The organism is Achromobacter deleyi (assembly GCF_013116765.2).
Taxonomy (GTDB): Bacteria; Pseudomonadota; Gammaproteobacteria; order Burkholderiales; family Burkholderiaceae_B; genus Achromobacter; species Achromobacter deleyi_A.
Map to the genome: position 1 here is coordinate 4,177,862 of NZ_CP074375.1, position 15,970 is coordinate 4,193,831.

Genomic DNA, 15,970 nt, shown 5'->3' on the forward strand with positions numbered 1-15,970 from the left:
CGCAATAGCTAGAGGAATTCCCGAGCAGGTAAGGGATTGCAAAGACGGGAAGGCAAAGGCGGCGGCTCTCGGGCCGCCGCCCGCCGCAGGGATCAGGTCCCGGCGATCGCCATCTGCTCGATCAGGATCGAGCCGGTGGTCTTCGTGCCGCGCGAGATGGTGTCCGCGCCGACCGCAACGATCTGCTGGAACATGTCGGCCAGGTTGCCGGCAATGGTGATTTCCTGCACCGCATGCTGGATCTTGCCGTTTTCCACCCAGTAACCGAATGCGCCGCGCGAGTAGTCGCCCGTGACGTAGTTGACGCCCTGGCCGATCAGTTCGGTGACCAGGAAGCCCGTGCCCAGCTTCTTCAGCATGGCTTCGAAGTCGTCGCCGCGCTTGGTGAGCGTGGAGCTGAACACCAGGTTGTGCGAACCGCCCGCGTTGCCGGTGGTGGTCATGCCCAGCTTGCGGGCGGTGTAGGAAGACAGGAAATAGCCTTCGAGCACGCCGGCCGACACCACGTTGCGGCTGCGCGTGCGCACGCCTTCGTCGTCAAAGGGCGAGCTGCCCATGGCGCCGGGGATGTGCGGATCTTCGGTCAGGTTGATGTGCTTGGGGAAAATGGGCTTGCCCAGCGAGTCCAGCAGGAAGCTGGCCTTGCGGTACAGCGCGCCCCCGTTGGCGGCCTGGGTCAGTGCGCCGACCAGCCCCAGCGCCAGCGGCGCTTCGAACAGGACCGGGAATTTGCCGGTGCGGATGCGGCGGGCCGACAGGCGCGACAGCGTGCGTTCGGCGGCGTAGCGGCCGATGGCCTCGGGCGAGGCCAGCTTGGCGGGATCGCGCTCGGACGTGTACCAGTAGTCGCGCTGCATGCCGTTGCCGCGGCCCGCGATGGGCGCCACGGACAGGCTGTGGCGCGAATACGGGTACCCGCCCAGGAAGCCGCGCGTGTTGCCCATCACGAACTGGCCTTCGTAGGTGCCGACAGTGGCGCCATCGGTATTGGTGATGCGCGGATCGACGTCGCGGGCGGCGCGCTCGGCGCGCAGCGCCAGCTCGGCGGCCTCTTCGGTGGACACGGTCCAGGCGCGATGCAGGTCCAGATCGGGAAATTCGGTGGCCAGCTGATCGGCGTCCGGCAGACCGGCGGCCGGGTCGGCGGCAGTGTGGCGGGCGATGTGCCAGGCGGCCTCGACCGTCTGGCGCAGCGCCGCTTCGGAAAAGTCGGAGGTCGAGGCGGAGCCGCGGCTCTGACCGGCATAGACCGTCAGGTCCAGCGAGCGGTCGCGCGTCTGCTCAACGGTTTCGATGTCGTTCTTGCGTACCGAGACGGACAGTCCCAGGCTTTCCGAGACTTCCGCGGCGGCGTCGGAGGCGCCGATCTGGCGCGCGTAAGCCAGGGTTTGTTCGACGAGTTCGGAAAAACGCGCGTGATTCGCCGCCAGCGGCAAGGATGAGGAGGATTTAACCATTGCAGTCCAATTTGCAGAGACGGTTATCATAGCCAAGTCTGTCATTGCGCAGTTTTCCATGAATTCCCATCCTGAAGAAGAATCCGTCGACGACGGTTACGACGAGAACGGCTACGACCGTCCCAGCAAGTCCCAGGTCAAGCGTGAAATGCACGCCTTGCTGGACCTGGGCAAGCAGCTGATCGACCTGTCTCCCGAACGCCTCAAGCAGCTGCCGCTGGCCGAGCGCCTCTATGAGGCCATCCGCACGGCGCAGCGCACCACCGGCCGCGAGGGCCTGCGCCGGCAGGTCCACTTCGTGGGCAAGCTGATGCGCGACGCCCCCGCGGACGAGATCCGCGCCCAGCTGGACGTCTGGGAGAACGGCTCGCGCGAGGAAACCGCCGCCATGCACCGGCTGGAGACGCTGCGCGATCGCCTGCTGGACGACGACGACGTCCTGACCGGCCTGCTGGCCAACAATCCGCAAGCGGATGGGCAGCAATTGCGCACCCTGATCCGCGCCGCCCGCAAGGAAAGGCTGGGCAACGCCTCGCTGCTGCAAGGCCAGGAGCCGCAAAAGAAGCACTATCGCGCGCTGTTCCAGGCCCTGAAGACCCTCACCCTCTGATTTTCACCCTCTGCCGTCCATGAACGCACCGACCGACCTGCTCGATTGCATCGAGATCGAAACCGCCCCCAACCCCACGCACGCCGTGATCTGGCTGCACGGCCTGGGCGCCGACGGCAACGACTTCGCCCCTATCGTGCCGGAACTGGACCTGCCGGCCGGCATTGCGGTGCGCTTCGTGTTCCCCAACGCGCCGGTGCAGCGCGTGACGATCAACAACGGCATGGCGATGCGCTCCTGGTACGACATCCTGGTGATGGATCTGGTGCGGGTGGAAGACGCCCGCGGCATCCGCGCCTCGGAAGCCGCCATCCACAAGCTCATCGCGCGCGAGAACGCCCGCGGCATCCCGACGTCCCGCATCGTGCTCGCCGGGTTCTCGCAAGGCTGCGCCATGACGCTGCACACGGGCATCCGCCTGCCGGAGAAGCTGGCCGGCATGATGGGGCTGTCTGGCTACCTGCCGCTCCTGGATACGGCCGAGGCCGAGCGCAACCACGCCAACGATGCCACGCCGATCTTCCTGGCCCACGGCCAATACGACCCGGTCGTGTCGCTGCCGCGCGCGCAGGCTTCGCTGGCTGAATTGCAGCGCCTGGGCTACGACGTGCGCTGGCGCACGTATCCGATGCCGCACTCGGTCTGCGCCGAGGAAGTGGCTGACATCTCGGCATTCCTGAACGAAGTCCTGGTCTAGGGCCTAGGGACGATGGCGGGCTGCGCGCAAGGCGCGGCCCGTGTTCCTGGCCGATGGGCGCGGCGCCGTTCCGCGCCTACGATGAGGCGGGAGCCGCTGGGGCCGAAAACCCCATTTTGTATACCAACTAGTATTCCAGCCTAGAATTTTCGAGGGTTGAGCCGTTCTCGTCCATAGAGAAAAACGCCAATCCCAAAATGCTTGTCGCCCATTTGTATTGAATATAGTATTCGATCCAAGCCCTACCGGCCCGGGCAACCACCGTTCGGGCTTCCCTGTTGTTGCAGTCGATCCATCCCATTGGCCGTGTCCCGCCGGGTTTCGGCGTGGCATCAAAGACGCAGGAGAAAGTCCCGTGAAGACCTTGCCATTGCCCCGCCTGGCAGGCGCGGCGCTGCTCGCGCTGCTTGCCCCCCTGGCCGCCCAGGCCGAAGCCCTCAATCCCCCCGTGAAGGTCCGCTACGAAGAGGTGGTGCGTTCCATCCTCTACGTGCCCAAGTATGTCGCGCTGACGCAGGGCTACTTCAAGGACGCCGGGCTGGACGTGTCCATGAAGACCTCGCAGGGCACCGACAAGGGCATGACTGCCCTGCTGTCCGGCAGCGCCGACATCGTGCTGATCGGACCCGAGGCGTCCATCTATGTGCAGAACAGCGAATCTCCGGTCAAGCCGAAGATCTTCGCCGGCCTGACGGCCACCGACGGCTTTTTCCTGCTGGCGCGCAAGCCGGTCGAAAAATTCGACTGGTCCATGCTCAAGGGCAAGGAGGTCATCGGCTTTCGTCCCGGATCCAACCCCATCGTTTTCCTGGAGACGGCGCTGCGCAAGCACGGACTGGATCCGCAAAAGGACGTAAAGCTGTTGAACAACATCGGCATCCCGGCGCGCGCCGGGGCGTGGATGGCCGGCCAGGGCGAATACGGCATCTTCCTGGAACCCGAGGCCGGCGAGCTGGTGCGCAACGGCAAGGGGCATATCGTGGCCTCGGTGGGCCATGAAGTGGGCCAGGTCGACTACACGGTCTTCACCGCCACGGACAAGTACATCCGCGACAACCCCAAGGTCATCCAGGCCTGGACCGATGTGGTGGCGCGCGCCGAGAAATACGTGAAGGACACGCCCGCGGCCACGCTGGCTCCGCAGATCATGACCTTCTTTCCCGGCATGGACCAGGGCGCGGTGACGGAAGCCATCGACCGCTACAAGCAATACCAGATCTGGAAGACCTCGCCGCTGGTCACGCCGCAGGCGATGACGCAGCTGCAGGACATGCTTGTCGCCAGCGCCGTGATGAAGGAAAGCGCCCGCGTGAAGTACGAGGACGTGGTGGTGGCCGATTTCGCCAAGAAGGCCCAATGATGGGGGCCGCCATCCACAACCTGAAGCCGGCAGCGGCCACGGCGAAGATCGAGCTGCGCGATGTCTGCCTGTCGTACTTCACGCCCGAAGGCGAGACCGAGGCGCTCTCGAACGTGTCGTTCACGCTGGCGGCCGGCGAGTTCGTCAGCCTGATCGGGCAAAGCGGCTGTGGCAAGAGCACGCTGCTGTCGCTGATCGCCGGCCTGATCCCGCCTACGTCGGGCGCGGTGATGGTCGACGGCCAGGCCGTGACCAAGCCCAATGCGCGCATCGGCTACATGCTGCAGCAGGACTACCTGTTCGAGTGGCGCACCATCCTGGACAACGTGATGCTGGGCGCCGAGATCCAGGGGCGGCGCGATGCGCGCAGCGAGGCGCGCGCCGTGCATCTGCTGGAAAAATGCGGGCTGGGCGCCTTCCTGTCGCATACGCCGCGCCAATTGTCCGGCGGCATGCGCCAGCGCGCGGCGCTGGCACGCACGCTGGTGACCGAACCCGACGTGATCCTGCTGGACGAGCCCTTCTCCGCGCTGGATTCGCAGACCCGGCTGGCGATTTCCGACGAGGTCGTGGACATCCTGCGCCGCGAGGGCAAGACCGTGGTGCTGGTCACGCACGATATCGGCGAGGCCATCGCGATGACGGACCGCGTCATCGTGCTGTCGCGCCGGCCCGGACGGCTCAAGAGCCAGTACCGCATCCACTACGGCGACGGCCAGGTCCGGCCCACGCCCTTCCAGGCGCGCTCGCGCCCGGAATTCAATACCTACTTCAAACAGCTATGGGACGAGCTGGACGTCCATGTGGAGGGCTGAGCCATGAACGCGCCGATTGCCAACACCGCCCCGCTGCGCGCCGTGCCCGGCCCCAGCGACAAATACCTGGACTACCTGCGCCGCGACCGCGCACGCCGCCGCAACATCCGCGTGGCTCAGGCGCTGCTGCTGGCGGTGTTCCTGTGCGCCTGGGAAATCCTGCCGCGCATGCACATCCTGAATCCGCTCCTGACCAGCTACCCCAGCGCGTTGTGGCCTACGTTCATCGAACTATGGAACCACGGCAGCCTGGGCAAGCACATCATGACCACTTTATCGGCCACGCTGGTCGGCTTCACGCTGAGCATGCTGATCGGCATCGTGGTGGCCGCCGCGCTGTGGTGGTCCGACTTCCTCTACAAGGTGCTGGATCCGTTCCTGGTGGTGGCCAACGCCATGCCCAAGATTGCCTTCGTTCCGATCTTCTACCTGTGGCTGGGTTCGGACTACGCGGTGTATGGCATGGCGGTGGCCATCGCCGTGTTCGTGACCATCATGGTGGTGTACGCGGGCTTCCGGGGCATCGACCTGAACAAGGTGAAGCTGGCCCACACCTTCGGCGCCAGCCGCTGGCAGGTGCTGATCAAGGTGGTGCTGCCGGGCAGCGTGCCCACGCTGATCGCGGCCGTGAAGATGAACATCGGCCTGGCGCTGGTGGGGGTCATCGTGGGTGAATTCCAGTCGGCGGACTCCGGCCTGGGCTTTCTGATCATGAACGGCAGCCAGGTGTTCAAGCTGAACATCGTCATGACCGCCATCGCGATGCTGGCGCTGATCTCCAGCGTCATGTACCTGATCGTCTATCGCATCGAAGCCGCCGTGGCGCGGCGCTACGGATAAGGGGGCAGCATGGAATTCCCGCAATGGGTGAAGGATCGCGTCGTGGCCCGCCAGGGCTGCCTGCATCCCTATGACGAGCTGCCCGCCGCCCGCACGGCGGTGATCGTGGTGGACATGCAGCAGTACTTCACGCTGCCGGGCTACCAGGGCGAATGCGCGCCGGCGCGCGAGATCATCGCGCCCATCAACCGGCTGTGCGATGCGGTACGCGACGCAGGCGGCGTCATCGTGTGGGTGCAGACGGCGTCCGACAACGCCGATGTGTTCTGGTCGCACCATCACGGCGTGATGCTGACGCCGGAGCGCAGCGCGCGGCGCCTGGAAACGCTGCGCCGCGATTCGCCGGGCTTCGCCCTGCATCAGGACCTGCACGCGCTCGACACGGACCTGCGCGTAGTAAAGCGTTTCTACAGCGCGATGGCGCCCGGCTCGTCCGAGCTGGAGCCGCTGCTGCGCGGGCTGGGTGTGGACACGCTGCTGATCGCCGGCACGGTCACCAATGTGTGCTGCGAATCCACCGCGCGCGACGCGATGATGCGGGACTTCCGGACCATCATGGTGGACGACGCGCTGGCGGCGGTCACGCCCGCCGAGCATGAGCACGCCCTGCATGGCTGGATGCTGTTCTTCGGCGACGTGCTGTCGGTGGACGAAGCGGTCGCGCGGCTGAAACCCGCGCGGCCGTCCCAAAAAAGCGCCTGACCCGGGCGGCGGACGGCCGCCGCGTGGATCAGGCCAGGTTCAGCCAGACCCGGCGCATCGTCGGGTCTTCGGGGTCCGCGTCGTTGGTGAAGCCCAGGCTGGTCATCAGCGCCAGCATGGGCCGGTTGGTCGACAGCACCAGGCCGTCGATGTATTCCAGCCCCTGCTCGCGCGCGGCGTCGATCAGCGCCGTCATGAGCTGACGGCCCAGGCCGCGCCGCTGCCAGTCGTCGCCGATCACCAAGGCGTATTCCGCGCCCCGGCCATCGGGATTGCGCAGGTAATGCGCAAAGCCCACCAGCACTTCGCGCGGATGCCCGCGATTGGCCGGGTTGGGCACCTGCGTGGCCGCCACGAGGGCCAGTTCCCGGTGGTAGTCCACCTGGGTGTAGCGCGACACCATGCGCGGCGTCAGTTCGCGCATCATGGACACGAACCGCATGTAGCGGGACCGTTCCGACAGGCCCCGTATGAATTCCTGCAGGGCCTCGCCGTCTTCGGGACGGATGGGCCGCAACACCCACGGGATGCCGTCGTCGAAACGGCGCACCTGCACCAGCCGCGCCGGATAAGGGTGGATCGCCATGTGCGGATAGCCGGCGGTCTGCGGCGATTCGCAGCCCGGTGTCTCGGTCAGCGTCATGCGCAGGCCGCCGGCGCGCAAATGGGTTTCGCCCGCGTAGAGCGGATCGATGTCCAGTGATTCGATGTCGGGCAGTTCCGACACCAGCTCGGAAACCAGCACCAGCGCCTGCTGCAGCGCCTCGGCCGCCATGTGACCGATGCGCGGCGCGAGCACGCGGCGCCACAGCCGGCTGCGTTCGATCAGCTGGCGCGCCAGGTAGCCGTTGAGCGGCGGCAGGTCCATGCCGCGGTCCGCCAGCGACAGCACCGCATCCGGCCCGCCCGCGCCAAAGCGGATCACCGGACCGAACTGCGGATCGCGCCGCACGCGGATCGCCATGGGACGGGATTCGGACTCGACTGGCACGGCATCCGCCGGCCGCTCGCTCAGCGGCACGTAGAACAGGGCCAGCAAGGTGCGGATTTCGGAGGTATTCAGTTCGCGCCGGCAATCGGCGCGCACGCGCGCGACGATATCGCGGGCAGCCGCCAGGTCAGGCACGTGGCCGGCGGGATCGGGCGGCTGCGTCTGCAGAAGCAGCTGCTGGTTGTAGTGGTGGGACGCCAGCACGCCAAAGGCATCCGCGGCCGACTCGGGCGTGCGGAAGGCCGACGTGCCCGCATCGTCCAGCATGCGCCGCAGCGGCCGCATGCCGGCATCGCCCATGAAACAGGTCACCACCGGCTTCTTGGCGGAGGGTGCGATCTGGGCCAGTTCGCGCGCGACGGCCGGCATGTCGGCCAGCGCATCGGGAGCCAGCAGCACCAGCACGCCATCCACCCCGGCGTCGTCCAGCACGGACTCCAGGATGGCGCGGATGCGGTCGGGGGTCATCGGCAGATAGGTGATGACCGGGTTGGCGATGGCCGCGTCCGGCTCCAGCATTGCCGCCAGCGCGCGCTGCGTGGCGGGCGCCAGTTCCGCGCGCAGCACCGCGGCGTCGGGGCCGATCAGGTCCATGGCCAGTTGTGGAGGCCCGCTGCCGTTGGAGATCAGCGCCACGCGGCGGCCCTTGGGGCGCCGCGTGTAGCCCAACACCTTCACCGCCGAGAAGAGCTGCACGAAGTAGCGCACACGGACGGCGCCCGCGCGGCGCAGGGCGGCGTCGAAGATGGCGTCGCCGCTGTCGGTATCGGAGCGGCCAGCCTTCAGCACGATCACGGGCTTGATGCTGGCCGCCGCGCGCAGCGTGCTCATGAACTCCCGGGCGGGGCCCACGTCCTCGAGGTAGAGCACGATGCTGTCCGTGCGCGGATCGCTGGCCAGGTAGTCCAGCAGCTTCGCCAGGCCCACCACCGCCTCGTCGCCCAGCGACACCGCCGTGGAAAAGCCGATATGCACGTCTTCGGCCCAGTCCATGACGGCAGCCATGATGGAACGGGACTGCGCCACCAGCGCCACGCGCCCGGCGCGCGCCAGCACCGGGTGCTGGCTGAAGTTCAGGCCCGCGTGGGGCCGCTGCGCGCCGAACGAGCGGGGGCCCAGCAATTCGCAGCGGTTTTCCTCGGCCCAGGCCCGGCACAGCGCCAACGTGCCGCGCGGATACGGATCGGGCAATTCGTGGGGCAGGAGTATCACCGAGCGGGGCGACAGCGACGAGAGGCGGCGCAGCGTTTCCGGCAGGACCGCGGGCGACACGCAAACCAGGGCCAGATCAGGCCGCTCGCCCGCCGCCAGGCCCTGCAGGCTGCCGGGCAGCTCGGGCGCGGCGCCGACCTCGGGAGTGAGGACGGTGGTTTTCGCCTTGAGCGCTGGCGACAGGGAGCTCGCCGCCGGCAGGGGCCGGTCGGCCACGATCACCAGCGAACTGGGTTCGAACATGGACGCAAGAGCGTGTCGCAGCATAGGTAGGGCGGCCCAGGGCCTGTTTACACTAATCTAAAATACCGTTCATCGTAACAAGACAACCCCGCCGTCCGCTTGATGTGGACACAGCCCGACGCCGTTTTGTGGCGCCGCAGCCGCTATCATTGCCACCTATGACTTCCAACGCCACCTCCCCCATTCGTACCCGCTTCGCGCCTTCGCCCACGGGCTTCCTGCATTTGGGCGGCGCGCGCACCGCGCTGTTCTCCTGGGCCTTCGCGCGCCACCATCAAGGCACCTTCGTGCTGCGCATCGAAGACACGGATGTCGAACGCTCCACGCCGGAAGCGGTGCAGGCCATCCTGGACAGCATGGAATGGCTGGGCATGCAGCCCGACGAAGGCCCCTTCTACCAGATGCAGCGCATGGACCGCTACCGCGAAGTGGTGGCGCAGATGCTGGCCGCCGGCACCGCCTACCACTGCTATAGCTCGCCCGAGGAAGTGGAAGCCATGCGCGAGGCCGCCCGCGCCCGCGGCGACAAGCCGCGCTATGACGGCACCTGGCGTCCGGAAGCCGGCAAGACGCTGCCCGCCATCCCCGAAGGCAGGAAGCCCGTCGTGCGCTTCAAGAACCCGCAGGAAGGCGCCACGGCCTGGAACGACATGGTTAAGGGCACGATCAGCTTCGACAACACTGAACTCGACGACCTGATCATCGCGCGCCCCGACGGCACGCCCACCTACAACTTCTGCGTCGTGGTCGACGATTGGGACATGGGCATCACCCACGTCCTGCGTGGCGACGACCACGTCAACAACACCCCGCGCCAGATCAACATCCTGCGCGCGCTGGGCGCCACCCTGCCCGAATACGGCCATGTGCCGATGATCCTGGGTCCGGACGGCGAAAAGCTGTCCAAGCGCCACGGCGCGGTCAATGTCATGGAATACGACAACGAGGGCTACCTGCCCGAGGCCATGATCAACTACCTGGCGCGCCTGGGCTGGAGCCATGGCGACGACGAGCTCTTCACGCGCGAGCAGCTCGTGTCCTGGTTTGATACCAAGCACCTGTCCAAGTCGGCCTCGCAGTGGGACCCCAAGAAGCTGAACTGGGTCAACGCCCACTACATCAAGCAGATGGACAACGCCGAGCTGGCCGAGCGCGTGGCGCCCCGCGTGGCAAACCGTGGCGGCCACCCCGAGAAAATCGACCTCCCGGGGGTCATGGGCCTGCTGAAGGACCGCGCCGAAACGCTGGAGCAGTTGGCCGACGGCGCCATGCTCTTCTGCGCCGAATTCAAATCCGCCCCGGCCGAACTGGTCGAACAGCACCTGACCGCGCCCGCCCGCGAGGCGCTGGCTGACTTCGCGCAGCGCGCCCAGGACACCGACTGGACCCGCGAGGCCCTGTCTGCCCTGATCAAGGCCGTGCTGGCCGATCGCGGCCTCAAGATGCCGCAACTGGCCATCCCGCTGCGCGTGGCCGTCACCGGCCAGACCCAGACGCCCGCCGTGGACGCGGTGCTGGCCCTGCTGGGCAAGGAAACCGTGCTCAAGCGCCTGGCCGCCATCTAAGCCTGGACGCATTCCCGAGGGCCTTGCTCGTCCCGCGACGAGCAAGGCCCTCGGTGTTTTCAGCCCTGCCCGTCCCGATTCACGCCTGCTGAATCGCCGTCCGCGCCTTCAGCGCCCGGGCAAAGAAGGCGCCCAGCAGCGGCAGCAGCACGGCCGACCCGCCAAACAGCGCTGCGGCCCCGATCTCATCGACCACCGCGCCCGCCAGGGCCACGCCAGCCGCCTGCCCCATGAACAGGCAGGATGCGAACCAGGCCACCGCCGTGCCGCGCGCCGACGGGACCATCTGCGTCGCATTCGTCTGCAAGGTCGCATGCAGCAGGTAGTAGCCGAAGCCGGCCAGCACGCTGGCCAGCAGGCTCCACATCCAGACCGGCCCCAGCAGGTACGACAGGAACGCCACGCCCAGCACCAGCCCGCCGGCGATGGCCAGGCCGCGCTCGCCCAGGCGCTTGAGGATGCGCCCGGCCACCACCGTGTACGCCAGGCCGCCCACCGCGTAGACCGCCACCAGCGCGCCGGCGGCGGTCAGCGAGATATCGAAGCGCTCGTGCAGATACGACGGCGCGAAGGCCAGGGCACCGAACACCAGCAGGCCTTCGATGAATACGGTTGCCAGCACCACGCGCGCCCACGGCGTGCCCAGCACCAGCCGGGCCTGCGCCACGAAGCCCTGCCTGACCGCGTTGGGATCGACCTGGGCAAAGCCCGCCGCCCGCTGGCGCCGCACTTCCAGGTGCAGCAGCACACCCACGATCAGGTAGCCGGCCACCAGCGCGGCAAAGGCCCAGCGCCAGCCCACGGTGTCCGCGAACAGCCCGCCGGCCAGCTGGCCCGCCGACATGCCCAGGATCGTGCCGGTCAGAAAGCGCGCCAGCGTCGCCTGCCGGCGTTCATAGGGGACGTTGTCGCCGATCCAGGCCATGGACAGCGGCACGATGCCCGCGCCGGCGGCGCCCGACAGGACGCGGAAGAACACCAGCACGTCCAGCGACTGAGCCATCACCGCGCCCGCGCTGCCCAGCGCGCACGCCACCGTGGCCACGCTGACGACGCGGTACTTGCCGTAGCGGTCGCCCATCGGGCCGAAGAACATCTGCAGCACGCCGTAGGCCACGGCGAACGCCGTCACCGCCCGCGCGGCCTGGCCGGTGGTGGTGCCGAATTCCGCCGCGAGCTGCGGCAACATGGGATCACAGATACGGAAGGCGCTGGCGCTGACAAAAGCGGCCAGGGCAAGCAGCGCGATCGCGCGCGCTTCAGAGGACATGGCGGGCATGGGAAACAGGCGGCGAGGCGGAAGTCGAAGCCCGCACCTTACCGCAGCCCGGCCATCTTGGCGAAGCAGCCGGGCGAAGTGTCCGCCCGGCGCAACGGTCAGTAAGCCAGGCGGTAGCCCGCGGGCATGCGGCGCGCGGTCAGGACAAAGCCGCTGCTCTTCAATTCACGCAGCGTCAGCTTGGTCTGTTCGACCTTTTCCACGCGATAGCGGTTCAGGTAGATCGGATCGTTGGCGTCCACCGGTTCACCAGCGGATTTGGTGGTCTGCATGGTGTAGACACCGTCAGCCACGCTCCAGCAGCCGGTCTCGCGCAGGGCCGGACGCGTCTTGCGGCCGATCTTGAGCAGGGTTTCGTAGGACATCGTGCCGTCCGCCGACAACACGATCAGCGATTGCAGATCGCCGCTGACGTCGCGCGGCCGCGAATTCGACAACCAGGTGCCGATCATCGGGTCGCCGGCCTTGGCGGGCACGCATGCCACGGGCTTGGGCGGTTCCGCGGGCTGGGCCTCGGTGATGGTGGCGGGCTTCCTGGCGGCACAGCCGGCCAGGATCAGAATGGCGCAGGCGATGCTGGCCGAACGCAAATACACACTGCTCATGACTTCCTCAACACGTCTGTCGACGCGCCGCGCCGATCACACCGGCACGTCCCTCGCGCAGCAAACATCACGCACTCTAAAGAGCCGCCTGGGAAGAATCAACGCCGATCCGTGCCGTGTGCAATTGCGCAACAGTGTTGCCCCGAAAGCGCCCCATATACGGCCGGAAACCGCAAAAATGCGTTGGTTTCAAGCGACAGTGCGCTGTCCCTTGACGGCCTTCGCGCGCAGCATTTCCTCCATGCGCGCGGCGGCCGGAGACAAGCTGCGGCCAGCCAGGCGGGTGAGACCCAGCTCGCGCTCGATACGGGGCCGGGACAAGGGCACGAACGCCAGTCCGGGCGAGTCCGGCGGCACGCCCAGGCGCGCCAGCACCGTGACGCCGACGCCCCGCTCCAGCATGGCCAGCAGCGACATCATGTTGGACACGAACACCTGCCGGTCCAACATGAAGGCGGCTTGCGGATAGCCGGCGAGCTGGCGATGCGCCATCGTTCCGACCAGCGGCAGGTCCGCGATCTCGCGCCAGGTTACCGACTTGCGGCCGGCAAGGGGATGGTCGCGATGGCAGACCAGTCCGAAAGCATCGCGCAGCAGCGGTTCGAACGACAGCCGGCGGTCCCGCGACACCGGACTGCACACGCCCAGCTCCACCTCGCCCGCCAGCACCATGCGCTCTACGCCCTCGGAGTTGTCGTCGAACAGGCGCAGCGACACCGCCGGATAGCGCTCGCGGTAGGTCGCCACCAGTTCAGGCAGCCAGTGCGTGGCCGCGGTTGCGACCGATGCCATCGTCAGGGTCCCGGCGCCGCTGCTGGCCAGCCCGGACAGCGCGCCGGCCACGCGGTCGTGATGCTCCACCAGTTCGCGCGCCAGGGGCAGACAGTCCTGTCCGAAGCGCGTCAGCGTATTGCGGTTGCCCCGTTCGAACAGGGGCTGCCCCAGGCGCTGCTCCATTTCCCGGATGGACAGGGACAGCGCGGGCTGCGAGCGGAAGGCCCGGGCGGCGGCCGCGCGGAAGCTGCGCAATTCCGCCACCAGCAAGAAGTGCCGATAGTGCGTGATGGACAGGTCGGGTAGCGGGCGCATGGATCTGGCTGATTAGAAGAACTTATCGAATCATATGAAAAATAAAGTTTTCTGATCGTAAGGCGGCTCTTAAGATGACCGCAACATGATCACAGCCACTTCATCCCTCCGCCCCTCGTCCGCCACGGATCCGCTGGACTTCAGCCTGGCCGACCGGCTGCCCGCCCGCGATGCCGGCCATGGCCGCCTGCTGATCGGCGCGGCGCCGCAAGACCGCAGGCCCGGCCTGCTGTTCGTGCCGGGCGCCTATCACGGCGCCTGGTGCTACGCGCACTACCTGGATTACTTCGCGAATGCCGGCCTGGCCTGCGCGGCCCTGGACATGCGCGGCCATGGCTCGCTGCCGCAGGACGCCTCGTTTTCCTCCGTGACGATCGCGGACCTGGGCGAGGACGTGGCGAATGCGCTCGACGCGCTGGAGGGGCCCACCATCGTCGTGGGCCACAGCATGGGCGCCTTGCCGGCGCTGCTGGCCGCCAGCCATCGGCCCGTGGCCGGCGTGGTGCTGATGGCGCCCTCGCCGCCCGGCGATCTTCCCGGCGCCCTGGCCCTGCCCCCGGTGCCCGGCGGCGCGCCGCGCACCCCGCCGTCCGCCACGGAAATCCGCGCGCGCTTCCTGGCCACCACGCCCGAGCGCGACGTCCGCGAGGTCACGCGGCGCCTGTGCGCGGAAAGCCCGCAGGTGCTGAACGACCGGTATCTGCTGCGGGTGGCGGTCGCCGCCGCATCGGTCACCGCGCCGGGCCTGTGCCTGGAAGCCGGACTGGACACGCATGACAGGCACCCTCCCGGACAGGACCAGGCGATCGCGCGCCGCTACGGCTTTTCGCACGCGGTGCTTGCCGGTCAGCCGCACTGCATGATGTACGCCGACCATTGGCAAATCAGCGCCGCCGCCATTCTGGACTGGCATCGCGGGCGCTTCGGCTGACCCCATCACGACCAAAACGACAACGACAACGACAACGACGCGCCCCCCGCGCACCCAGGAGACAGACATGCCCATTCCCCACCTGCTTCGCCCGGCGCTTGCCGGCGCCAGCCTGCTGCTTGCCGCCGTGTCGCACGCCGCCGGCTGGCCCGAAAAGCCCGTGACGATCATCGTGCCGTCCGCGCCCGGCGGCGCGGCCGACCTGACCGCCAGAACCTTTGCCCAGTACCTGGGCGAAAAAACCGGGCAGACCGTGATCGTCGAAGACCGCCCCGGCGCCGGCGGCATTGTCGGCACCAATGCGAGCAAGAACGCGGCGGCGGACGGCTACACCTTCCTGCTGTCCACGAACTCCACCCATTCCGCCAACCAGTACCTGTACAAGAACCTGCCCTACGATGCGCAAAAGGACTTCCAGCAGGTCGGCATGCTGGGCACATTCGGCACGGTAGGCGTCGTATCGCCGGACAGCCCGTACCGCACCGTGCCCGATCTGGTGGCGTACGCCAAGAAGCATCCCGGCGACGTCTTCTTCGGCTACTACAGCTCGTCCTCGCAGGTGCCGTCCGAACTCTTCAAGCAGCGCGCGGGCATCAACATCACCGGCGCGGCCTACAAGAACATCACGCAGATCATTACCGACCTGCGCGGCAAGCAGATCGGTTTCGCGTTTGTCGACTACCTGACCGCGATGGGCCAGATCGACGGCAAGGGCCTCATCCCCATCGCCGTGACCGGCGCCCGGCCGCATGAGGCCTGGCCCAGCGTGCCGACCATGGCCACGTACTACCCTGATTTCGTCGTGGCGGGCTGGCTCGGCCTGTCGGCTCCCGCCCGCACGCCCCCGGAGATCGTGGCCAAGATGAACGCCTACATGCAGGCGGCGGTAAAGGACGAGGCCACGGCGGGCAAGCTGCGTGCCCTGGGCCTGACCCCGGAATCGATGGACGTGGCGCGCTTTGACGCCTTCGTGAAGGAAGACACCGCGCGCTGGAAGGAGTGGATCCGGATCTCCGGAATCCAGCCCCAATAAGCCGCCCGGCGGCCATCCGTCCCTCTCGATGCGCCGCGCGCGCTATATATATAGCGCGCGCGGGCTGTCCTACAGCGGCAGGCGCTGCTCGTGCTTGATCTCGCGCAGCGCCACGATGGTGCGCGTCTGGCGGATTCCTGGCATGTTGAACAGGAACCGGTGCAGGAAGCGGTCATAGGCTTCGGGGCTTTCGACCAGGATCTTCAGCAGGAAGTCCGAATCCCCGGTGACCGCATAGCACTCCAGGATCTCGGGCGCATCGCGCACCGAACGCTCGAAGTTTTCGACCGTGTTGGCGGAGTGCCGCTCCAGGCTGATCTGCGCGAACATGCAGCCCAGCCCGACCTTGCTGCGGTCCACCTGCGCGCTGTAGCCCTGGATCACCCCGCTGGCTTCCATCGCTTTCACGCGCCGCCACACCGGCGCGGCCGACAGGCCCACCTTCTCGGACAGCTGCTGCGCCGAGGCCCGGCCGTCCTCCTGCAAGGCCTTGAGGATGCCGATATCGGTCTTGTCCATCTCTTTGTCTCCTGGTTTTTGT

The 15,970-nt window shown here is 67.4% G+C and carries 15 protein-coding genes; 9 read left to right on the top strand and 6 right to left on the bottom strand.

Annotated elements, in window-relative coordinates:
- Nucleotides 1-92: 92 nt before the first annotated feature.
- A complete protein-coding gene (pmbA, locus tag HLG70_RS18820; protein ID WP_171667261.1) occupies nucleotides 93-1,457 on the bottom strand; it encodes a metalloprotease PmbA in 1,365 nt (454 codons plus the stop codon).
- 58 nt (nucleotides 1,458-1,515) lie between these two features.
- Here pmbA and yjgA point away from each other — a divergent pair, with 58 nt between their 5' ends.
- The 6 genes from yjgA (at nucleotide 1,516) to HLG70_RS18850 (ending at nucleotide 6,481) form a co-directional block, all read left to right on the top strand.
- Entirely contained in the window at nucleotides 1,516-2,067 is a 552-nt protein-coding gene (gene yjgA / locus HLG70_RS18825; protein WP_171667260.1) for a ribosome biogenesis factor YjgA, read from the top strand.
- Nucleotides 2,068-2,086: 19 nt separating this feature from the next.
- Nucleotides 2,087-2,764, top strand: coding sequence for an alpha/beta hydrolase (locus tag HLG70_RS18830; protein WP_171667259.1), 678 nt, complete (start codon nucleotides 2,087-2,089; stop codon nucleotides 2,762-2,764).
- Between the two features lie 355 nt (nucleotides 2,765-3,119).
- On the top strand, nucleotides 3,120-4,124 hold the full coding sequence (locus HLG70_RS18835) for an ABC transporter substrate-binding protein (protein WP_171667258.1): 1,005 nt from the start codon (nucleotides 3,120-3,122) through the stop codon (nucleotides 4,122-4,124).
- Nucleotides 4,124-4,939 (top strand): ABC transporter ATP-binding protein, encoded by an 816-nt coding sequence (locus HLG70_RS18840; protein WP_171667395.1) that lies wholly within the window; start codon nucleotides 4,124-4,126, stop codon nucleotides 4,937-4,939. The genes HLG70_RS18835 and HLG70_RS18840 overlap by 1 nt, the downstream gene beginning before the upstream one ends.
- A gap of 3 nt (nucleotides 4,940-4,942) precedes the next feature.
- Entirely contained in the window at nucleotides 4,943-5,779 is an 837-nt protein-coding gene (locus HLG70_RS18845; RefSeq protein WP_171667257.1) for an ABC transporter permease, read from the top strand.
- Nucleotides 5,780-5,788: 9 nt separating this feature from the next.
- Nucleotides 5,789-6,481 (top strand): isochorismatase family cysteine hydrolase, encoded by a 693-nt coding sequence (locus HLG70_RS18850; RefSeq protein WP_171667256.1) that lies wholly within the window; start codon nucleotides 5,789-5,791, stop codon nucleotides 6,479-6,481.
- Between the two features lie 28 nt (nucleotides 6,482-6,509).
- On the opposite strand, the gene HLG70_RS18855 is transcribed toward HLG70_RS18850, so the two are convergent.
- Nucleotides 6,510-8,951 (bottom strand): bifunctional acetate--CoA ligase family protein/GNAT family N-acetyltransferase, encoded by a 2,442-nt coding sequence (locus tag HLG70_RS18855; RefSeq protein ID WP_171667255.1) that lies wholly within the window; start codon nucleotides 8,949-8,951, stop codon nucleotides 6,510-6,512.
- A gap of 134 nt (nucleotides 8,952-9,085) precedes the next feature.
- Here HLG70_RS18855 and gltX point away from each other — a divergent pair, with 134 nt between their 5' ends.
- Complete coding sequence (gene gltX / locus HLG70_RS18860; protein WP_171667254.1) at nucleotides 9,086-10,492, top strand: glutamate--tRNA ligase; 1,407 nt, start codon at nucleotides 9,086-9,088, stop codon at nucleotides 10,490-10,492.
- A gap of 79 nt (nucleotides 10,493-10,571) precedes the next feature.
- Here the strand turns inward: gltX and HLG70_RS18865 are convergent, their stop codons facing one another.
- The 3 genes from HLG70_RS18865 to HLG70_RS18875 form a co-directional block, all read right to left on the bottom strand.
- Nucleotides 10,572-11,771 carry an MFS transporter gene (locus HLG70_RS18865; protein WP_171667253.1) on the bottom strand — a complete coding sequence of 400 codons (1,200 nt, stop codon included), beginning with the start codon at nucleotides 11,769-11,771 and terminating at the stop codon, nucleotides 10,572-10,574.
- Nucleotides 11,772-11,869: 98 nt separating this feature from the next.
- Nucleotides 11,870-12,376 (bottom strand): hypothetical protein, encoded by a 507-nt coding sequence (locus tag HLG70_RS18870; protein ID WP_171667252.1) that lies wholly within the window; start codon nucleotides 12,374-12,376, stop codon nucleotides 11,870-11,872.
- A 189-nt stretch (nucleotides 12,377-12,565) separates the two neighbouring features.
- Nucleotides 12,566-13,465, bottom strand: a complete 900-nt coding sequence (locus tag HLG70_RS18875) for a LysR family transcriptional regulator (RefSeq protein ID WP_171667251.1) — start codon at nucleotides 13,463-13,465, stop codon at nucleotides 12,566-12,568.
- Between the two features lie 85 nt (nucleotides 13,466-13,550).
- Between HLG70_RS18875 and HLG70_RS18880 the strand changes: the two genes are divergently transcribed.
- Entirely contained in the window at nucleotides 13,551-14,396 is an 846-nt protein-coding gene (locus HLG70_RS18880; RefSeq protein ID WP_171667250.1) for an alpha/beta hydrolase, read from the top strand.
- A 67-nt stretch (nucleotides 14,397-14,463) separates the two neighbouring features.
- Nucleotides 14,464-15,429 (top strand): Bug family tripartite tricarboxylate transporter substrate binding protein, encoded by a 966-nt coding sequence (locus HLG70_RS18885; protein WP_171667249.1) that lies wholly within the window; start codon nucleotides 14,464-14,466, stop codon nucleotides 15,427-15,429.
- Between the two features lie 69 nt (nucleotides 15,430-15,498).
- Here the strand turns inward: HLG70_RS18885 and HLG70_RS18890 are convergent, their stop codons facing one another.
- Nucleotides 15,499-15,948, bottom strand: coding sequence for an Lrp/AsnC family transcriptional regulator (locus HLG70_RS18890; RefSeq protein WP_008159001.1), 450 nt, complete (start codon nucleotides 15,946-15,948; stop codon nucleotides 15,499-15,501).
- Between the last annotated feature and the right edge of the window lie 22 nt (nucleotides 15,949-15,970).

Bases quoted from the DNA above. Each gene is read 5' to 3' on its own strand.
- HLG70_RS18870 (WP_171667252.1), bottom strand. From the start codon at position 12,376: ATGAGCAGTGTGTATTTGCGTTCGGCCAGCATCGCCTGCGCCATTCTG.
- HLG70_RS18830 (WP_171667259.1), top strand. From the start codon at position 2,087: ATGAACGCACCGACCGACCTGCTCGATTGCATCGAGATCGAAACCGCC.
- HLG70_RS18875 (WP_171667251.1), bottom strand. From the start codon at position 13,465: ATGCGCCCGCTACCCGACCTGTCCATCACGCACTATCGGCACTTCTTG.
- gltX (WP_171667254.1), top strand. From the start codon at position 9,086: ATGACTTCCAACGCCACCTCCCCCATTCGTACCCGCTTCGCGCCTTCG.
- HLG70_RS18865 (WP_171667253.1), bottom strand. From the start codon at position 11,771: ATGCCCGCCATGTCCTCTGAAGCGCGCGCGATCGCGCTGCTTGCCCTG.
- HLG70_RS18845 (WP_171667257.1), top strand. From the start codon at position 4,943: ATGAACGCGCCGATTGCCAACACCGCCCCGCTGCGCGCCGTGCCCGGC.
- HLG70_RS18855 (WP_171667255.1), bottom strand. From the start codon at position 8,951: ATGCTGCGACACGCTCTTGCGTCCATGTTCGAACCCAGTTCGCTGGTG.
- HLG70_RS18880 (WP_171667250.1), top strand. From the start codon at position 13,551: ATGATCACAGCCACTTCATCCCTCCGCCCCTCGTCCGCCACGGATCCG.
- HLG70_RS18850 (WP_171667256.1), top strand. From the start codon at position 5,789: ATGGAATTCCCGCAATGGGTGAAGGATCGCGTCGTGGCCCGCCAGGGC.
- HLG70_RS18890 (WP_008159001.1), bottom strand. From the start codon at position 15,948: ATGGACAAGACCGATATCGGCATCCTCAAGGCCTTGCAGGAGGACGGC.
- HLG70_RS18840 (WP_171667395.1), top strand. From the start codon at position 4,124: ATGGGGGCCGCCATCCACAACCTGAAGCCGGCAGCGGCCACGGCGAAG.
- HLG70_RS18885 (WP_171667249.1), top strand. From the start codon at position 14,464: ATGCCCATTCCCCACCTGCTTCGCCCGGCGCTTGCCGGCGCCAGCCTG.
- yjgA (WP_171667260.1), top strand. From the start codon at position 1,516: ATGAATTCCCATCCTGAAGAAGAATCCGTCGACGACGGTTACGACGAG.
- pmbA (WP_171667261.1), bottom strand. From the start codon at position 1,457: ATGGTTAAATCCTCCTCATCCTTGCCGCTGGCGGCGAATCACGCGCGT.